The following is an 18,930-nucleotide window of genomic DNA, read 5'->3' as shown; positions in this document are numbered from 1 at the left end:
CATTGGCAACGGCAAAAAGTTACTTGTGACTAGAAGAATAAAAAAAGCAAAGGAAATCAGTTCCTTTGCGTTTCACAACTTTTTTATTGTTTGCAGAAACTCTTTGTAGCTGGGACACTCTAAAAGCTGAAGCAGCAGCTTTTCATTATCGACGAGTTTGACCAAGGCCTGAAACATTGGCTTCACTTCCTGCTTTTTTTCTTTGTCGATATTTAGCAAGAAAACAATTTGCACCAGTTTGCCGGCCCATTCAATCGGCTTGTTCAACGTTACGATCGACCAGAAAGTCTGATCGGTCATCGGCTCAAGCGGATGGGGAATGGCTACCAAGTTCCCAAAGCTGGTCGGTGCATAGCTTTCCCGCTCCAATACCGATTCGACATACCCTTCGCCAATCTTGCCTTTAGCTGCAAGCCGCCCACACAAAAAGCGGATCACTTCTTCAGGGGAAGAGAAGTTGTAGTGCAGGAATGTGTATTCTTCGACCATATAACGTTCGGCAAGTCTTTTCTCATTCACCAACATATTGCGGATTTTGTTCACATCGTTATCGCCGAGGATGGTCCGGATGAGGACCACAGGAACAGACAATCGCTGTTCAATCGGAATGGTCGTTATCACAAAATCGATATCCCCCAGCATTTGATCATCCAAGCTGTAATATTCCGTCGTACCGACAATTTCCAAGTCGCTGCCGAAATGATCCTCCAATTTATACAACAGCAACTGGGCGCTGCCAAGTCCGGTTGCACAGACAATCAAACACCTGGGCGTCCGGGAAATCCTTCTTTTCGCCCGCTCTTGGGCAGCTTCCAAATGGAGCGCCAAATAACCGACCTCATGCTCGTCGACCCTGACACCAATATAGGTTTGCAGCTCATCGGCAGCAGCCAGTGCAGCCTCGAATGAGAGCGGATAATTCTTTTTAATTTCTTCAAGCATTGGATTCCTAATATTCATTTGGTGCCTGTGACGATTGATCGCGGGCCTTAAGTGGAGGCATAAATGCCGCAAAAGCTCTTCATCACCTGCAAGCGCGAATGAATAAAGCATGTCAATCTTTTTCACCATCTGCTTTACCAGCCGATATAATTCGGGGTCGGCGGCAGTGGCTTCTCCTGTTATCATCGAATCCGGTTTACTCCGCTTGGTTCCCTGTAAATGAAGGGTTAGATATATCGTTTCATCTTCCGGAAAGTCAACATGCAAGCCGTTTTCCACCGATTCGATAATTTCCCTTGCGACATCAAACTCTGTCAGGGAGCGCATTTCCTCCCGCTGCGTTTCAGTCACTTCCACCTGATTCTCTTTTTGAATGCGCTTACAAGATATAGCAAGGTGTGTTATTAAATTCTGCAGACCGATGTCGGAAATCATCATACTGTGCTTGCGCAAGCTGGACAAAATGGCCGTCCGGATGCAATCCAAGTCTTCCGGCGGCAAAATATCCCGCCAATTTCCAGCGGCTTCGATAAATGAGAGCTTTTGGTTGAATAAATACTCTGAAATGCAAAAACGTATGTTTGTTTCCTTGCCGATTACCTTGATACCATAGCCTGGACGTTGATCGATCTCCAACTGATAGGCTTCCAAAATCGACCGGAGTTGCTTCAAGTCATTTTGCAAAGTAGACCGGCTGATATACAGTTCATCCGCCAATTCTTCCATTTTCACATAATCAGAATGGAATAATAATTTCTCCATAACATATAACGTCCTGGCTTGCGGATCGTCAGGAGGCATTTTGTTATCCGTTTTGGTGTATTCCTGAAAAAATTGCTGAAAAGAAGCTTCGTCCTTTACCTCCAAGTGATAGCCTTTCCCCCGCTGGGACACGATAGACATGTTTTGCCGGGATAGAAGTCGGTTCAACGCTTTGATTTCATTGCGGACGGTTTTCGGGCTGATCTGCAGACTGGCCGACAGCTCGGCACTTGTTATCGGTTCATTTGCAGTCCTAAAAACCTCAATCAATTCCTGCCAGCGTCCTTTCATGGCAACCCCCTTTTTCAGAAAATTATCACTTCTACTATAGCATGTTTGGTTTCCAGTGGGCAAAATAGAAAAAAGGGGTCAGACCCTCTTTTGTCGTCCTGGTTAATTTTTATTCCATGTGAAAAGACTCCGTTTTTCCCTCCCACGTTATCTTTAAAAACCGTCCAAACGCACTTATATAACCAGTAACGATGCCGAATCCACCCATCCACAAACATAAGGACACACGCTGATTTTCCCGATCGATGAAAATCGTCCTGACGAACAGGCTAAAGAAAACAAAAAGCACACCCGGAAGGGAAAGAAAAACTCATTCCTGCATCCCAGCTGGCACATTCGGCGGCGGCCGTAAAAACGCTATGCCCCTCTTTCATATTTTCTCCATTTCCTATAGTTATAAATGATGTCTGCTGCGACGAGCACACCAAATAATATTCCGAGAATGGTGTATTCCTTCGAATCCAAACTTCCAAGCCAATATAGAACAAGATACACAAAAACGACGATCGGTACTCCCCAAACAGAGCGGATCCACTTTCTTCGATAAGTTAATTTGTGATAGTTCAGCACGAATCCTTTATCGATTTTTTCCCTATTCTTATATTTTGTCGACAAGATGGCACTCCAAACAATAGCTACAACTGCCGGGCCAATGAAAAACAGTAAAACGTTCATTACTATCTCCTTTATGCGCGTGTGACGTTATGATCAATCATTTAATAATGCATGCGCCATTTTTACATTTTGTCGATAAACCTCTGGTGACTGCCAATCTCTGTAGCTAGCCGGCATTTCCGTTTCTGCTATGCTATCAATTTCCCTCACTTTCTTACTGATCCCATTTATGTAGTCAACAAGCTTTGACAAGTCCCTTTTTGTTCCTACTTGACCATGCCCCGGTATGGCAATAGACACATTGTCCATTTTCTTTACCTGTTCCAGAATTTCTACCCAGTTATCCAGATCGGACTCTTCAAAAAAAGTCGGGTGACATTGAACGAATAATAAATCGCCCATGAAAATCACCTTTTCTTCCGGAATATGCAGTATGGCATCGCAAAAGGAGTGACCCCCACCTGGCGAAAACAGCTTTGCACTGCATTTCCCGCCCCAAAAGGTTAGTTGTCCATGAAACGTTTGATTGGGCAAGACCAATTCCAAACCGGGCAATGATTTTTCCAGCTCACGTAAAAAGTTTATCTGCTTATCTAGACCATTATCTTGTTTGTTGACCAACGATTCAATATAGGTTGATAACCCTTTTCTATCGTTTTTCTGCTCCACTATTCTGGAAGGATGTTTCTCTTTCATTATTGAATAGGTAATGTCACTCGAAATAATATTACTTCCCTTATATACCTGGTTCCCTCGTACATGATCACCGTGCCAGTGACTATTGATCACCCAGGTTACGGGTTGGTTGGTTATGTTTTCAGCCATCCTCTTTAAATCCTCCGCGGCTTGTTGTGTGTTAAACGTATCAAATACCAGTACGTTACCACCCAGATCCACAAACCCTGCATTGGCTACTGAACCGCCACCTTCCTTGGCTACGGCTGCAAATACATTCCGACTTACTTTCTCAAGCGTAAAATGTTTACTGAAGAATTCCCCCATTACCTTCATCTCCTTTTTGTGCATATACACACATGGTATGACCCTTTGTGTCATAATTTCCATAAAAAAAAGGCGATCTCCTTCTTGGAGAAACGCCCTATTTTCAAATTGATAATCTTACCTTCACCATAGATACCAATCTTTCTATTCAAAAAACATAACGTTACATTTGCATTATCTGAATAAGGTTGCCGCAAGTATCGTCGAAAACAGCTAACGTGACATCACCCATTTTTGTCGGCTCCATCGTGAACTTCACGCCTTTTTCAGTTAATCGTTTGTACTCTGCATCAATGTCTTGAACACCGAACATGGTCACTGGGATTCCGTCAGCAAATAGCTTCTGCTGGTACTCTTTGGCGGCAGGGTGTTCATTAGGCTCGAGCAACAACTCGGTGCCCCCCTGCTCTTCGGGAGAAACAAGCGTTATCCATCTATGTTCTCCGGCGGGGACATCATGTTTCTTAACGAATCCCAACATATCTGCATAAAACTTCAACGCCTTGTCCTGGTCCTCTACGAAAATACTAGTTACAATGATTTTCATCTTTTTTCCTCCTTTGAACGCAGTACCGACAATACCGCTTTAACAACACACACTATTCTATCCATCCATTCAGCAAGTTTTTAAGTGGTTCTTTGTCGAATAAAAGTACCCGATATTTCCCCTTTCTTTTGGAGTGGACGAGCCCTGCATCTTCCAGTAGAGAAAGGTGCTTTGCTATCGCTTGTCGCGAAATGGAAAGCTCATGCCTCATGATCAGCCGTGTGGTAAGTTCATACAACGTCAGACCGTTTTTTTCTGTAAGTTCGTCTAAAATCAGCCGGCGAGTCGAATCAGCCAGTGCTTTGAATATAGCATCTTTATCTCCATTCATATATTTAGTATAAGCAACCATTTAGTTGCATGTCAATGATAAGTGACATAAAGATACCGGGAATTGATGCACCGATAACCGGAAAATCACCCTTGTATTGCTATCTTAGCTATAAAAACCATCTTTTTTAATAGAATAAGCCCATTTTATTTCATAGATATAAAAAAATCGCCTGAAAGACGATTTAATGGCAGTTTTTTGTATGATTCTTCTTTAATATTAATGCCCCTCTCAAGGGCACCAAGCGTACAATTCCCTGTTCGTCTAAACTGCTTCTTTATTCATAAACTTGCTGTTTCCATATCCCTAGACCTATCTCAAATAAATCCTACTATTGCCACATCAAAATTTCACTCCTCGGGTGGAAGTATCTTCCTTCTGCATAAGGAAAAAGTCGCTTCGTTTTCAAAGCCAAGTCAAAGTGGGTATGGCAGGATTTTGTTTGCCTTAGAACCTGTTCATTTAAACCCGGCACAGCCTTCTTTACAGAACAATGCCCTCACTTGTCCCACGGGATAAGAAATGTTCTGCCGAAGCGACTTTTCGAACTCAATTACTGATTGGTCGTTTCATCGCCATTTGTCTATATAAACACCTGTATGATTCAATAGTTTTTTCACTAACTCTTTCGAATCCTTATCCATAACTATTAAATCCTTGTACTCTTCTTTTACAAACCCTTGTTCAATCATGTGATCAAACAATGATAATAGTGGTGAATAGTATTCAAAAATGTTAAGTAAGGCACATGGTTTGTTATGATAACCTAATTGCGCCCAAGTAAAAACTTCGAACCATTCTTCTAAAGTTCCAGTACCACCAGGCAATGCAATGAAACCATCTGCATACTCTGCCATTAAGGCTTTTCTTTCATGCATTGTTTTGACGACATGTAGTTCGGAAAGTTGTTGATGAGCAATTTCAACATTTTTCAACCGCTCAGGTATCACTCCTATCACTTTCCCTCCTGCCTCCATAACAGAATCCGCAACTGCTCCCATACAACCGACGGTTGCTCCTCCATAAACAAGATCCAAGCCATTATCCACCAGTACTTCCCCCAGTTTCTTGGCCTCTTCCATATAAATCGGGTCTATCCCCCTGCTCGAACCACAGTAAACTGCAATTGCTTTCATATCCATCTTCCTCACCGATAAATTTAGTGGGTTAGGTATAACACTACCCTATAAGAATTTCTCACCAACACCACCTATGGCAAGATAGCTTAGTTCAAGGTTAAGTTGACAAGGCCACGAGTTGTGACCTCCTATCCTAGACAGCAGATACTTCAGGCATCACTTGGCGCATTAGTATGTCTTTTGACTTGCTGACATCTTAGTTAACATTGCCATCGAACATCCTGCCAGTAATGTTTTGCTTCCTTTTTCGAATCATTTCCTTGACCAACTCCTGATTCGGGCCGCCCATCACCCTCCTTTTTTCTACAAAATAGGAGGGGTCCACTATTTCACGCCAATCTTCGTCTTTGAGCTGAACGCCTTCAAGCCACTTATTCACTGTATCTACCGGGATTTCATATAACTCTGACTCTGCAGCATCTGCTTTTTGGGCAATGATACTGGCATGATGATGTGCTTTTCGAAAAGAGAAGCCATAATCACGGGCCAGGACATCAGCAAGCTCGGTGATCGTAATCATATTTTCCCTTGCCTGTTGAAACGCCCTTTCCCTATTAAACTCCATTGTAAGAACGACAGCCCGCATCAGACGGAGCACCCGTATCCCTTTACGATACCCTTCATACAAGTGCGGTTGTAAATCGTCTTCGGTATCATTGATATCGCCATAAGGGGTGTTATGAATCATGTGGATGACAGTCATGCCTTCACCAGCTGCACTACTTGCCAAGGCTCTTGAATGTTCGATTGAAACGGGATTGCGTTTTTGCGGCATTATACTGCTGATTTGAACATAGGCATCGGACACTCTTATTAATCCTACTTCCTTAGATGCCATCCGGAGAAATTCTTGAATCCATCTCCCCATGTTTGTCATCAAACTAATCAAAGCTTGAGCAGCTTCAATTAAATAATCGGCTGTGCCTATCGCATCGTAAGAGTTTTCGACTACTCCATCAAATCCCAGTAATTCAGCTACCCGATCACGGTTAATCGGAAAGCCTGATGTCGTTATAGCTGCAGCACCCATAGGAGACTGGTTGACCGTTTGATAAGCATTCTTTAATCGTTTGATGTCTCTGTCTAAATTATCCGTAACCGCCACCAAATAATGGGCGAATGTAGTTGGCTGGGCAGGCTGTGTATGTGTGTGCGCAGGCATGATGGAGTCGATATGTCTTTCTGCCTGATACAGCAACGCTTCCTTCAAGTTTTCGGCTTCCCGGAGAGCGGATATGATATAATCCCTTATGACAATGCGATACATTGCTTCTCCCATATCATTTCGGCTTTTGGCAATATGCATTTTCCCGGAAAGCTCATCACCGATAATCTTACCGATTCTCGACTCTACCAGGAAGAACAAATCTTCAAATTCGGTTGTGTAATTCAGACCGGAAGTTTCCGTTTTCTCTACTTCTTTTACACCTTTCAGAATCAGATTTGCTTCCTGTTCTGAAATGATATGTTGTTCAGCAAGCATGGTGGTATGTGCTTTGTGAATCATGAACATGGCTTCGAATAAATGCTCTTTTTGGTCATAGAACACATGCTTCAATAAAGCTTCTGCGTATGTCTTTCCGGGGAATTGCTGACCATCTATCGCCTCAAATTTTTCTTTCAAAGAACTCATATCAAAACACCCCAATGATTTCATTATTAAACAACGCCGTTTTTAGTGCGGTTTTCTTAAAGTGTATTTTCAGACTTCACGCCGAAAAACTTGTAGGAAACAAACAGAACGATCGCAATCAACCCTACTTGAATCATTCCATATGCAGCTGCCTGCCCCAAATTGAACATTCGCAGCTGATTCATAATTTCAATGGATATCGGTCTGTTTCCCAGCGTATATAAAAGCACCGAAGTAGGGAACTCTCCCACTGCCTGCACAAAGGCAAGAAGTGAACCGCTCAATACTCCCGGCATGATATAAGGGAGAACAACCCTGCGAAAGGTATAGAACCATTTTGCCCCCAGGTTTTGAGCAGCCTCTTCGATGGAATCATCCATTTGTTCAAGAACAGCGTTCGTAGAGCGTACTACCAGCGGGATGAACCGCACAAAGTAAGCCAATGGCAAAATCCAAAAGGTTCCTACGAGAACCTTTCCGAATGAGAAGGCAGACGGCTCATTGAATGCAAGAATCAAATTCATCCCGACAACCGTTGCCGGCAAAGCCCATGGAATCATGACCAGAATATCCAACAAATTTTTCCCGATAAATGTCCGTTTAACAAGCGCATAGGAGGTGATGATGCCAAATACAAAAACTCCGCCACATGCAATTGCAGCCATGATCAAACTGTTCCGGACCGGGTCCCAAATATTTGTATCTTCAAACAGCAAACGAAAGTTTTCAAAACTGAATGCCTGCGGGTATGTCTGCCAAGTCCATGCCCCTTCTGGCACGAGTGACAACACAAGCAGAGTGACATGAGGAAGCAATAATACAATCATCGCAATGATCCCTAACGATACCATCGACCACTTCAGAAGCGGATTGCTTACTTCACTACGGTGGGCACCAATTCCCTTGCTGGCCATTCGATAGTCTTTTCTATTTTGAAACCAGCGCATAAATAAAAGAAAAGCAATCGATACTACCGATAAAATCACAGATTGGGTGGCAGCCATGTCTAAATCTCCATTTGTCTTAGAAAAATAGATTTGCAGACTTAGCACCCGGAATCCGCCGGCTAGTAAATATGGTGCACTGAACGAGGCCATCGACACCATAAATACAAGCAAAGAAGCAGCAACCAATCCCGGCGTCAATAAAGGAAATGTCACCTTCCAAAACACACTGAGTCGACTCGAACCCAAATTATAAGCCGCTTCTTCCAAAGAGGGATCGATATTATTCAATGCAGAGGAAGTCGTCATATAAAAATACGGATACATGGTGTAGGCATGTACCAATAAAATGCCAGATATACCACCGATGCTGAACGGAACCTCCGACAGATGAAATAAATCCTTTAGTGCGTTCGGCACCAACCCCGCTTCCCCGTACAGAAACATAAAGGCCATGACACCCACCAGGGATGGCAGGACAATCGGCATGATTGCTATGTTCGAGAAGAATTGTCGGCCTGGAAAATCATATCGATTAAAAATATAAGCCAAAGGAATACCGATCAGCGCACTGAAAAAAACAGATAGCAACGATATATAGACGGAATTCCACAATGCTTCAAGATTGGAAGCAGCTTTCGACCCAAAAAAATCAACATAATTTTGCAAGGAAAATGCACCGTTTTTCTTGAAACTCTCAATCAATGTTTCAATGGATGGATATAACACATATCCAACCAGAACTAATACAATGGGAATCAATAAAAGGATGGTTCTTTTTCTTTCAGCATTCAACATATGTACTCTCTCACTCCCCCGCCTTTGGAATCACTCTGATTTGATTTTGAGGTAGCTGGAAGCTAACTGGAGTACCTTCTTTCAGATAAGTACTCGGTCCATGGTTTAAATCGGTAGCCCTGATCTGAGCACCGTTTTCCATTTCAATATAGGTATGCACGGAAGCTCCCGTGAATTGGACTAGTGAGACTTTTCCTTTGAACACATTATTTCCATCGACAGAGTCTTTCAGGATTCGTACTGCTTCCGGGCGGATAGACATGACCAGCTCTTCTCCCTCAGCATAAGAAGCGATATTTTCTTCGGTGTGGTCCACATAGATGGACTTGTCAAAATCCGCAGATTGAAAAACAGCGGTTCCTTCCTCCTCTTTGTCCGGTTTGATTGAAAACAGGTTTGTCTCTCCTATAAAAGCTGCTACAAAGTCATTGACCGGCTTATTATAGATTTCAGAAGGGGTTCCAACCTGCTGGCATTCGCCAAAATTGAAAACGGCAATTCTGTCAGACATTGTCAGGGCTTCCACCTGGTCATGTGTGACATAAATAGTAGTGATACCATACTCACGTTGCAGCCGTAAAATCTCATTTCTCATTTCATCTCTCAACCTGGCGTCCAAATTGCTTAATGGTTCATCCAATAGCAGGATATCCGGTTCAATGACAAGCGCACGGGCCAAAGCAACACGCTGCTGCTGACCACCACTCAACTGGCTTACCTGACGATCGATATACTGACCAAGGCGGACTTTGTTCAACATATCCTCTACACGGCTTCTGGTTTCCTTCTTGTCTGTCTTTCTGACTTTTAACCCAAAGGCTACATTCTCATAGACTGTCATATGCGGAAAAAGAGCATAGTTTTGAAATACCATTCCGGTATTTCTTTTTTCCGGCGGCACTGTTGTCATATCTTTCTCATTAAACTTCACTTTTCCTTCGGTAGGATAATAGAATCCGGCTATCATGCGAAGTGTTGTTGTTTTGCCGCAGCCGCTGGGTCCGAGGAATGTAAAAAACTCGCCTTCTTTTATCTTTAAATCCAGTTCTTTTACTGCCGTTACATTACCAAATCGCTTTGTTATCGTAGACAAATTCACCGTTGACATCGAACACCAACTCCTCTAATTCAGGAAAACCAAGCCATGGCAGTTGCATCGCCACGGCTTCGTTTCCCTATTGTTAATCCGTCTCCTCATTGGTGGATAGAGGTTCTATTCTTCTTCACTTTTGTCTTTTTCTGTGTTTTTAATGTTATTATCCCAATATTCCATCCATTCCGGAGATTTTTCCTGGAACGTACCCCAGTCAATTTTCATCGGCTTGATTTCCGTTTCGGTTATCCATTCCGGAAGGTCTTCTACATCCTCCCTAGTCGGGATCCGATAATATTTCTCTGCGAGTAATTTTGCAGCCTCTTTCGTGTTGACAAATTCATAAAAAGCTTCCGCCGCTTTCGGATGCGGAGCGTCTTTTACAATGGCAATCCCTTCTGTCAAAACAGGTGTGCCGCTTTCCGGGATCACATAATCAAACGGATAACCTTTTTCTTCAGCGAGCATGACGGTATCCGGCATATTCCAAACCGACAATGATCCTACTCCTTTTGCTACCTGGTTATACATCATTTCCGGGTTCGCAGAGTATTCTTTTGTATTGGCATCCAGCTTTTCCAACCAATCATATCCTTCTTCCGGGCTCTCCGTATCCTTGTATGTCCGATAAATCATGGCAGAATAAATTGTCCGCATCGTTCCAGAAGCCAACGGATAACGGATTATCAGCTCATCCTCCCATTTTGGGTCAACCAGTTCATCCCAGTCTTTTGGCACTTCGTCTTCAGACAACTCTTTATTATTGTAGAGAATAACTTCCGGTGTGATCGAAGTACCGGACCAATACCAGTCTTCATCATGGTATAACTCGTCTAACGTATCGGCATAAGAAGGTTTATATTCAGCAAGCAAATCTTCTTCTTTGGCCTGGTCAAAATTGACCTGCGGGGCACCCCACCATACATCAGCCTGTGTATTGTTGGCTTCGGATCGAACACGGTCCAAAATCTCTTGAGAACCCATATCAAGGAACTCCATCTCGATGCCGTATTCCGCCTCGAATTGCTGTTCAAATTCACTTAAAATATCATTACCATGTGGTGAATACACGACTACTTTCTCTTCCAGTTCGTCACCTGATACTGCTGTATCTCCTTCACTTTCACCTTCTCCAGAAGCTTCTTCGTCCGAACTTCCGGCCATACAGCCTGCCATCACAAACAACAATACGGCAAACAAACTTAATAGCCAAGTCTTCTTAACCTTCCCCACAAAAATACCCCCTTGTTAAATAGAAAAAATAGTATCAAATTCCTTTAGAAATAAAGCAACTGCACCAATAACCCCAGCTTCTCTTCCAAATGTCGTAGCTACTACTTCACATCTCTTAGGAGCAAATCTTTCTAGGATGTCATTTATCTTCTCACTAATCACAGAGTAAGACCGGCTTACACCACCTCCTAAAATGATGACTTCAGGGTCGAACAAAGAGACGTAGTTCGCTATCCCGAGAGCCAAATTCTCTACTGCTGAATCAATAACTTCAGCTGCTTCCTTATGCCCCTGGCGATACAACATAAACGCTTCTTCGGCTGTCACCTTGGAATCCATTTTCTTTGATAACTGGTCACCAATCGATGATCCGCTGGCCACGCTTTCCAAAAATCCGAAACCTTCATAAACAGGGTGGTAGTTTTTCGCATAGACACGGTCTGTTACCAAGTAACCAATTTCTCCGGCACTATAATTGCTTCCACGATATAACTGACCATTAAGCATGATTCCACTGCCGATGCCAGTTCCAATTGCAATATAAATCAAATTTGTTTTTTGTTGCCCAGCACCTTTCCAGTGTTCTCCCAGTACATTGATATTGACGTCATTATCCACGAATATCGGGAACTCAAAATATTCGGCAAGGTTTTCCCTTATCGGGTATTGCTTCCAGCCAAGAGCAGGGGATTCATACACAATACCTTCCTCTACATTCGTCATGCCGGGTACGCCTACTCCCATCCCCAAAATCTTTTCTTCAGAAATATCCAATTCCTCTTTCATCGACTCTATATCCATTCGGATATTTTCCAATAACCCTTTTTCCAAGTTCTCCTGTGTAGGAAATTCACGGTAAGCGCAAATATTCCCGTTTAAATCACTAATGCCTGATGCTACCTTTGTTCCACCAATATCTACACCGATCACAAAAGCAAAACTGGGATTAAAGCATAGATGTACAGGTTTTCTCCCCCCATTAGCTGATGCTTCGCCACTTCCGGTCTCATATATCCATCCATCTTCCAGCAACTGGTCAACGAGTCCTGAAACAGTGGGTTTACTTATATTGATTTCCTTCGAAATTTCGGCTCTGGATGTTGGTTGATGCTCGATGACGCATTGTAACACCAGTCTTTTGTTCATATTTTTAATGTATGCCGCATTTCCTTTTTCCACTTTATGCATTACATAAGCCCCTTAAACAATCGGATTTTGCCATGCCTTGACTATGCAAATTGTCAGCATCCTGTATTTTACCTAGACAAGCATAGTTAGTTAGGTTTACTTATCAACTGTACACATCGTATATGAAAACGCTTATATTTGTAAAACGCTGAATTTTAAAATAATTATTGGATTTTAGGCTTTTTCCTCTCATTTGTTTTTCTTTTCTTCGTTATTCAAGCAATATCTTTATTTTTCTAGAGATAACCCGTCGCATGTACGAATAATGATGTATTTAATCTTTATTTGCGCTCTGCCGGCTGGTTTTTTATAGTCAGATACACCTGTTTATTCGACTAGAAATGACATGATTACCTGGATATCTCCCTCTCCCGTTCCTCCAATTCCATCCTTTTTCCCAAAAAGCGAAAGGAATTCTCTCCGGTTTTTAAAGCCTTTTCATACTTTTTAAGCCTTTATACCCTTTTCTAGTGAAAATGGAGGTAAAACGAAAAAAAATAAAGGAAACCTTTGTTTTTTTAAGATATAGACTAACTTCCTCCCGAATCAGGAATTTTCCGATAGTTGTAACCCTTTCATTTTTTCCCTACCGTTAAAAACAAGTAAAAACCTTGCCGACAGTTGATTAGTAAAGTTTACTAACCTTAATACCTTTTACTTATCGACTGGAGTCAGAGGAGGTGAACTTTAACGTTCCATCTGGCAAGGAAAACAAACTAGTGGAGAAAGGAGTTTTTTAATGATCAGAAAATGTAGTTATTTGTTGCTTTGTTTAGCCCTTTTCCTTCCCTCGTTTATTTCAACCCAAGCCTTTGGAAAAAGTTCTGGAAACGACCACAATCCTGAACTTTGGAGTGCTGTAAAACCCTTGAGCACCATTACTAGTTTCATGAACACAGGGGCCCACCCTGATGACGAGCGCAGTCACTTGCTTGCTTATCTATCCAGAGGACTTGGAGTCCATACAGCCAGTATTATTGCAAATCGCGGAGAAGGAGGACAAAACGAAATAGGCGAGGAACTTGGAAACGGATTAGGAATCATCCGTTCCAGAGAAATGATTGAAGCATCAAAAATCACAGGTGTGGAAGTTTTTCATTTAAGCGAAACGACCAATGACGAAATTTATGATTTCGGTTTTTCTAAATCCCCAGACGAAACCTTGACAAAGTGGGGAGAAGAAACCACCTATGAACGTCTTATCAAAAGAATTAGAATGTATCAGCCTGACATTCTTATGCCGTCATTTCGTGATGTGGAGAGCCAGCATGGACATCACCGAGCAATTGCCCAACTAAGCATGAAAGCTTTTGAAGATGCGGCCGATCCTACCGTTTTCCCAGAACATTTGGAAGAAGGTTTGCATCCGTGGCAAATCAAAAAACTTTACTTGCCAGCTTCAGAAGCCGATGCAACCGTCAATATCGAAGTCGGTGATTATGACCCGATTTATGACATGACGTATCCACAATTAGGTGAACAATCAAGGTACTTGCATAAAAGCCAAGGTATGGGGAGAGACATTGAGCCCGGTTCGCAAATCGAGTACTTAGAATTGGTGAAGTCATCGGTAGGAGAAATTCCAGACCAGGAGAGCTCAATCTTCGAAGGAATAAGTTATGACTTCAAGACATACTCCGACAACTTAAAAAAATCGGATAACAAAATAAAAGGGGACTTACGAAAACTCCAGAAAAAACTGGACGAAGTAATCGATGCTTATCCAAATAATCAGGTAGTATTGGAAAAGTCTCATCAAGCATTAAAACAACTCTTTAAAACAAAACGAAAAGTAGAACGCTTAAACTTTAGACAAGTAGATAAAAACGATTTATTACACCGCCTTGAGGTGAAAGAAAACCAACTACAACAAGCAAGCCTTGTTGCTTCTCAACTGGAAGTTATAACAACCATTGATCAACCTGTTTTCGTCCAGGGTGCTGAAGCAACGGTTACCGTAACGTTAAAAAACAACGGGCAGAAAACGTTGAAGGACGTATCTCCAAACTTAACAGGACCCGAAGACTGGGAAATCAAAGGTAAAAAAGACGCTTTCGCCCTTCATCCTGGGGAAGTAAAGAACGTAAAGTTTTCCGTAACAGCAGCGGAGGAAGCAGATTATTATCACCCTTATGATAAGCCGGTTCTTCAAACAACTATTTCTTACCAAGTGAACCGTGTAACCTCTACTACATCGCATAATCCTGAAGAAACAATCGCAGTTCTTCCGGAGGTGGGATTGAAAGCTGATCCAGAAACATTAGCGATAAACACTGCTCAATCGAGAAAAGCAGTTGCAATCGACGTGGAGGTAACGAATTATACACGAAGTCCATTGGAAGCAGAAATTTCCCTACAGCTTCCCGAAGGTTGGGAACAAGCAGACAATAAAGATGTCTCCTTTGAGAAAGGGGAGATAGAAAAAACTATTACTTTTTCCATTGAACCTCCTGAGGATTTAACAGATGAATCTTTTGTCATCACCCCTATCGCAGCCGTAAATGGAAAGGTGCTGCAGAAACAAGTCCAGGAAATAGATTATGAGCATATCGGAACCTTCTACAATATTAAAAACGCCGATATAAATGGAATGGCGCTGAATTTAGAATTTCCTCAACATCTTCAAGTCGGTTATATTGATTCAGGTTTTGACAAAGTAGCGGATAAGCTATCAGAAGTCGGTATGAATATAACTAAAATCGAGGATTTGGAAACGGCGGACCTGACAAAATTTGATACAGTCGTGACCGGTATCCGTGCTTACCTTTCACGGGATGACTTGGTCGAGCAAAGCGACAAGCTTTTGGAATATGCAGAGAATGGCGGACATGTGGTGGTTCAGTATCATAAACCGGGTGACAACTGGGACCCAGCTAATACCGCTCCCTATCCTTTGACCATAGGATCTCCGTCTATTGAATGGAGGGTGACAGACGAAACATCCGAGTATAATATTTTACAGCCCGAGCATCCCTTATTCAATCAACCAAATCAGATTACCGAACAAGACTGGGAAGGCTGGATTCAGGAAAGAGGATTATACTTTCCAATGGAATGGGATGAACAGTATGAAACCTTCCTAACAATGACAGACCTCGACGGGGACCAATTCGAGGGCGGCATTTTACTGACTGATTATGGAGAAGGAACTTACCTTTATACAAACCTTGTCTGGTATCGTCAGATCCAGAACCTTGTTCCAGGTGGATACCGAATTTTCACTAATTTAATCAGCTATGACGGAAAGGAAGAATAATCTAATAACACTTGAACGATTACTGCAATGACTAGTAAGAGAGAACGCTTTGGGAGGGAAATTCCGAGCGTTCTCTCTCTTTTAGCGGCCAAGATGCCAAGGATTTTACACGCGTCTGGTTGCATTTATAATGAAATGTAACCAAACAGCCTTAACAAAGCGTAAAAAGTAAATCCAGTACCAATGAATAGAATGACAAACCTTATGATTATTCTTGTGATGTGATTCCATTTAGAAGGCATAAAAAAATCCAGAATGCCGACCGCTAAGAATAAAAAACCTATCATAAAACTGATAAGCAGCTCCAAAATACTCACACCTTCCTAGATTCACGATATGTTTCTAACAATCCACTCTTCTAATTTGATAATTTTACAGGAAAGCCATAGGTGGGGGCCTTCATGTATAGCTTGTTAATTGTTTAGCTTTTTTTAATTAGCTGAAAAAGGGAAAGATAACCTCAAGAATCTTGATTTTGCTGAAATAGCGCAAAACAATTGATATATCAGCGATTTCCTCTCCTGTCCTGGATTACAGCATTCCGAAGATGTATCCCCCACCGACCCCGACTAGCACAATGAGCCATGCGGGCATCTTCCATATATTCAATAATGCAAACAGAATGACGCCAAGAGCAAAATCCGTCGCATCAAAAATAGAGCTGCTGATGACCGGATCATAAAATGCAGCTAATAAAATGCCAACCACACTTGCATTGACCCCCATCAGTATCCCTTGGAAGGCAGAATGCTGGCGCAAAAAATTTAAAAATGGCAAAGCCGCAATGACCAGCAGAAACGATGGCAGGAAAATCCCCACTGTCGCAAAAATTGCACCGACTATTCCTTCCATCATGGTACCCAGGTAACTTGAAAATGTAAATAACGGACCTGGCACTGCCTGAGCCATTCCATAACCGGCAAGAAATTGATCAGGTGACAATAACCCCGGCGGTACCACTTCCCTCTCAATCATCGGTAAAACAACATGGCCACCCCCAAATACCAATGAACCGACCCGGAAAAACGTATCGAAAATATCCACTAATCGATTGTCGGTCGCACGTGCAATCAATGGTAACACGATAAGAGATGCAATTAGGATTCCCAAGGAAACAACTCCTGCTTTTTTAGAGATGGTAACCTTGAATGGTTCTATGTTAGATTCTGCTCTGTCCTTGAATAGTTTTAAACCCAACAATCCAGCTGCCAATATGATGACAATTTGCATCCAGGCCGATGGAAACATCAGCATCAGAGATGCGGCTGCAATGGCAATCGACAATCTGGTTTTATCAGGCGTCAGTTTTTTCCCCAATCCTATCAACGCATGAAGGACAACGGCTGCTGCGACGATTTTCAAGCTGTGGATAAAACCTCCCCCATCAAGTGTGAACGTTTGATAAAGCTTCGCAAAAACGACAAGTATGATGATGGATGGCACAGTAAACCCAAACCAGGATACCAATCCACCTAAAATCCCGCCACGCAGCATGCCGATTGAAATCCCGACCTGACTGCTTGCCGGACCAGGGAGGAACTGGCACAACGCAATAATATCGGCATAGGTTTTATCCGTCAGCCATTTCCGGCGATCGATATATTCATCCTTAAAATAAGCCAAATGTGCTACAGGGCCACCGAATGATGTCAATCCTAACTTCGTCGAGGCAATGAAAATTTGCAAGAGGACATGAAAATGATTTTGTTTCTCTAAGGATTTTGACATTCTGGATCATCACTCCTTACGTAATTTCTTTAAACAATTCATAAGCTTTTGCACGGGCTTCCTGAAGGACACTATCACCTTTATCTGTTATACGGTAATATTTTCGAATCTTCCCATCTACATTGACTTCTTCTTTTTGTAATAATTGATCCTTTTCCATGTTGTGCAAAATCGGATACAAAGTCCCTGCACTGATTTCATAACCATGTTCCTGTAATTCCTCCAGCATCCAAGAACCATAAATCGCATCCTCTTTCGCGTGATGTAAGATATGTATTTGAATAAAGCCTAAAAATAATTTCCTTAATACTTTATTATCCACTCGGATCCTCCTTCCTTCATTTTTGATCTGCACTGAAAGCGGTAATCGATATCGAGTTTCGATATCGATTATATAATTTACTGCTGATGATGACAACCAGCGGGCTGATAAGTTTAAAGAAACTCAATAAATTTAACAGTGGTGCAACCAAGTATAACAACAGGATCCTGAGTTCATGATGCTAAAAAGGGCTTATTCCACAAAAAACTCCAAAAAGGTTATCGGATAGTAAATGAAGAAAACATACAAGGCAACAACACATACAAGCAGTAGATTGCTTGCTACTAAGCTTTTGACCGTGCACAACTTTAGCTGAATCCCATAATTGAGGCCCCATAAAATAAAAATCATCCCTACGGCAATATGTTCGGCAGTATAAGGATCCGATTGTGGAGCGAAGTGCATTCCAAAGTACATTATACCTCCTAAAGCCAACAATAACAGTAGCAATAGCATGTTGATGATATGAATGATGGTTTGTTCCATTTAGTCTCCCTCCATCCGCTTTATTAAATGCTCATACATATGGGTGGTGACTTAACTTACTTCACTTGGACAAAAGCATGGCTTAAACCAACCATACCTGGTTTCAGGCGATATACGTTTATCCTATTTTTCCTATTTTATTTTGTCAAACCGGGTATTTAAAGTACATAAAAAAACACCCATGAATGAGCCAATCTCATTCATGGGTGTTTATGACATGCCTGGCGGCGTCCTACTCTCGCAGGGGCAAAGCCCCAACTACCATGGGCGCTGGAGAGCTTAACTGCTGTGTTCGGCATGGGAACAGGTGTGGCCTCTCCGCTATTGCCACCAGACCTGCAGGATGCAGGTCGTTCTGTGTTGTTCACAGGACGTGAACGGGCTTAACAGAACTTCCTTGGTGATTATTTAAGAAAAGTGTACCTTCAAAACTAGATAAGAAGGAAGACATCAACGAACTTCACACGTTTGAATCTCGCTCTGCGGACAAAGTCCGCGACGCTTTTTGTTTTAAGTTAAGTCCTCGATCGATTAGTATCCGTCAGCTGCACGTGTCACCACGCTTCCACCTCGGACCTATCAACCTCATCGTCTCTGAGGGATCTTACTCATTTAAAATG

General features: G+C 42.3%; 15 protein-coding genes and 2 rRNA genes. 1 reads left to right on the top strand and 16 read right to left on the bottom strand.

Features of this window, described 5'->3' with window-relative positions:
- Positions 1-72: 72 nt before the first annotated feature.
- The 11 genes from ABVF09_RS08225 to ABVF09_RS08175 all read right to left on the bottom strand — a co-directional run bounded on the left by ABVF09_RS08225 (position 73) and on the right by ABVF09_RS08175 (position 12,518).
- Positions 73-1,995 (bottom strand): BglG family transcription antiterminator, encoded by a 1,923-nt coding sequence (locus tag ABVF09_RS08225; RefSeq protein ID WP_037329363.1) that lies wholly within the window; start codon positions 1,993-1,995, stop codon positions 73-75.
- Positions 1,996-2,352: 357 nt separating this feature from the next.
- The gene (locus ABVF09_RS08220) at positions 2,353-2,670 is read right to left on the bottom strand and encodes a hypothetical protein (RefSeq protein ID WP_026571982.1); all 318 of its coding nucleotides are present in this window, start codon (positions 2,668-2,670) and stop codon (positions 2,353-2,355) included.
- A gap of 33 nt (positions 2,671-2,703) precedes the next feature.
- Complete coding sequence (locus tag ABVF09_RS08215; protein ID WP_371068962.1) at positions 2,704-3,612, bottom strand: MBL fold metallo-hydrolase; 909 nt, start codon at positions 3,610-3,612, stop codon at positions 2,704-2,706.
- A gap of 163 nt (positions 3,613-3,775) precedes the next feature.
- Positions 3,776-4,159, bottom strand: coding sequence for a VOC family protein (locus tag ABVF09_RS08210; protein WP_371068961.1), 384 nt, complete (start codon positions 4,157-4,159; stop codon positions 3,776-3,778).
- Positions 4,160-4,211: 52 nt separating this feature from the next.
- The gene (locus tag ABVF09_RS08205) at positions 4,212-4,490 is read right to left on the bottom strand and encodes an ArsR/SmtB family transcription factor (protein ID WP_371069092.1); all 279 of its coding nucleotides are present in this window, start codon (positions 4,488-4,490) and stop codon (positions 4,212-4,214) included.
- Between the two features lie 569 nt (positions 4,491-5,059).
- Positions 5,060-5,626: an LOG family protein gene (locus ABVF09_RS08200; RefSeq protein ID WP_037329362.1), complete on the bottom strand. Its 567-nt coding sequence runs from the start codon at positions 5,624-5,626 to the stop codon at positions 5,060-5,062.
- A gap of 199 nt (positions 5,627-5,825) precedes the next feature.
- A complete protein-coding gene (gene argH / locus ABVF09_RS08195) occupies positions 5,826-7,262 on the bottom strand; it encodes an argininosuccinate lyase (RefSeq protein WP_371068960.1) in 1,437 nt (478 codons plus the stop codon).
- Between the two features lie 56 nt (positions 7,263-7,318).
- Entirely contained in the window at positions 7,319-9,004 is a 1,686-nt protein-coding gene (locus ABVF09_RS08190; protein ID WP_371068959.1) for an ABC transporter permease, read from the bottom strand.
- 10 nt (positions 9,005-9,014) lie between these two features.
- Positions 9,015-10,112 carry an ABC transporter ATP-binding protein gene (locus tag ABVF09_RS08185; protein ID WP_371068958.1) on the bottom strand — a complete coding sequence of 366 codons (1,098 nt, stop codon included), beginning with the start codon at positions 10,110-10,112 and terminating at the stop codon, positions 9,015-9,017.
- A 105-nt stretch (positions 10,113-10,217) separates the two neighbouring features.
- The gene (locus ABVF09_RS08180) at positions 10,218-11,330 is read right to left on the bottom strand and encodes an extracellular solute-binding protein (RefSeq protein WP_371068957.1); all 1,113 of its coding nucleotides are present in this window, start codon (positions 11,328-11,330) and stop codon (positions 10,218-10,220) included.
- Positions 11,331-11,345: 15 nt separating this feature from the next.
- Positions 11,346-12,518: an ROK family transcriptional regulator gene (locus tag ABVF09_RS08175; RefSeq protein WP_035427627.1), complete on the bottom strand. Its 1,173-nt coding sequence runs from the start codon at positions 12,516-12,518 to the stop codon at positions 11,346-11,348.
- A 739-nt stretch (positions 12,519-13,257) separates the two neighbouring features.
- Here ABVF09_RS08175 and ABVF09_RS08170 point away from each other — a divergent pair.
- On the top strand, positions 13,258-15,774 hold the full coding sequence (locus ABVF09_RS08170) for a PIG-L family deacetylase (protein WP_371068956.1): 2,517 nt from the start codon (positions 13,258-13,260) through the stop codon (positions 15,772-15,774).
- Positions 15,775-16,305: 531 nt separating this feature from the next.
- On the opposite strand, the gene chrA is transcribed toward ABVF09_RS08170, so the two are convergent.
- The 5 genes from chrA to ABVF09_RS08145 all read right to left on the bottom strand — a co-directional run.
- Positions 16,306-17,502: a chromate efflux transporter gene (gene chrA, locus ABVF09_RS08165; protein WP_371068955.1), complete on the bottom strand. Its 1,197-nt coding sequence runs from the start codon at positions 17,500-17,502 to the stop codon at positions 16,306-16,308.
- A gap of 16 nt (positions 17,503-17,518) precedes the next feature.
- Entirely contained in the window at positions 17,519-17,824 is a 306-nt protein-coding gene (locus ABVF09_RS08160) for a PadR family transcriptional regulator (protein ID WP_026571971.1), read from the bottom strand.
- A gap of 192 nt (positions 17,825-18,016) precedes the next feature.
- The gene (locus ABVF09_RS08155; RefSeq protein WP_153461817.1) at positions 18,017-18,310 is read right to left on the bottom strand and encodes a hypothetical protein; all 294 of its coding nucleotides are present in this window, start codon (positions 18,308-18,310) and stop codon (positions 18,017-18,019) included.
- A gap of 219 nt (positions 18,311-18,529) precedes the next feature.
- Positions 18,530-18,645, bottom strand: a 5S ribosomal RNA gene (rrf, locus tag ABVF09_RS08150).
- Between the two features lie 176 nt (positions 18,646-18,821).
- Positions 18,822-18,930, bottom strand: a 23S ribosomal RNA gene (locus tag ABVF09_RS08145); the annotation flags it as partial.

Origin of the sequence: Sediminibacillus sp. JSM 1682029 (assembly GCF_041366435.1) — a bacterium.
GTDB classification, from domain to species: domain Bacteria; phylum Bacillota; class Bacilli; order Bacillales; family Amphibacillaceae; genus Sediminibacillus; species Sediminibacillus terrae.
This window is presented reverse-complemented; position numbering and strand designations above follow the sequence as displayed.

Bases quoted from the DNA above. Each gene is read 5' to 3' on its own strand.
- ABVF09_RS08225 (WP_037329363.1), bottom strand. From the start codon at position 1,995: ATGAAAGGACGCTGGCAGGAATTGATTGAGGTTTTTAGGACTGCAAAT.
- ABVF09_RS08220 (WP_026571982.1), bottom strand. From the start codon at position 2,670: ATGAACGTTTTACTGTTTTTCATTGGCCCGGCAGTTGTAGCTATTGTT.
- ABVF09_RS08215 (WP_371068962.1), bottom strand. From the start codon at position 3,612: ATGGGGGAATTCTTCAGTAAACATTTTACGCTTGAGAAAGTAAGTCGG.
- ABVF09_RS08210 (WP_371068961.1), bottom strand. From the start codon at position 4,159: ATGAAAATCATTGTAACTAGTATTTTCGTAGAGGACCAGGACAAGGCG.
- ABVF09_RS08205 (WP_371069092.1), bottom strand. From the start codon at position 4,490: ATGAATGGAGATAAAGATGCTATATTCAAAGCACTGGCTGATTCGACT.
- ABVF09_RS08200 (WP_037329362.1), bottom strand. From the start codon at position 5,626: ATGAAAGCAATTGCAGTTTACTGTGGTTCGAGCAGGGGGATAGACCCG.
- argH (WP_371068960.1), bottom strand. From the start codon at position 7,262: ATGAGTTCTTTGAAAGAAAAATTTGAGGCGATAGATGGTCAGCAATTC.
- ABVF09_RS08190 (WP_371068959.1), bottom strand. From the start codon at position 9,004: ATGTTGAATGCTGAAAGAAAAAGAACCATCCTTTTATTGATTCCCATT.
- ABVF09_RS08185 (WP_371068958.1), bottom strand. From the start codon at position 10,112: ATGTCAACGGTGAATTTGTCTACGATAACAAAGCGATTTGGTAATGTA.
- ABVF09_RS08175 (WP_035427627.1), bottom strand. From the start codon at position 12,518: ATGCATAAAGTGGAAAAAGGAAATGCGGCATACATTAAAAATATGAAC.
- ABVF09_RS08170 (WP_371068956.1), top strand. From the start codon at position 13,258: ATGATCAGAAAATGTAGTTATTTGTTGCTTTGTTTAGCCCTTTTCCTT.
- chrA (WP_371068955.1), bottom strand. From the start codon at position 17,502: ATGTCAAAATCCTTAGAGAAACAAAATCATTTTCATGTCCTCTTGCAA.
- ABVF09_RS08155 (WP_153461817.1), bottom strand. From the start codon at position 18,310: ATGGAACAAACCATCATTCATATCATCAACATGCTATTGCTACTGTTA.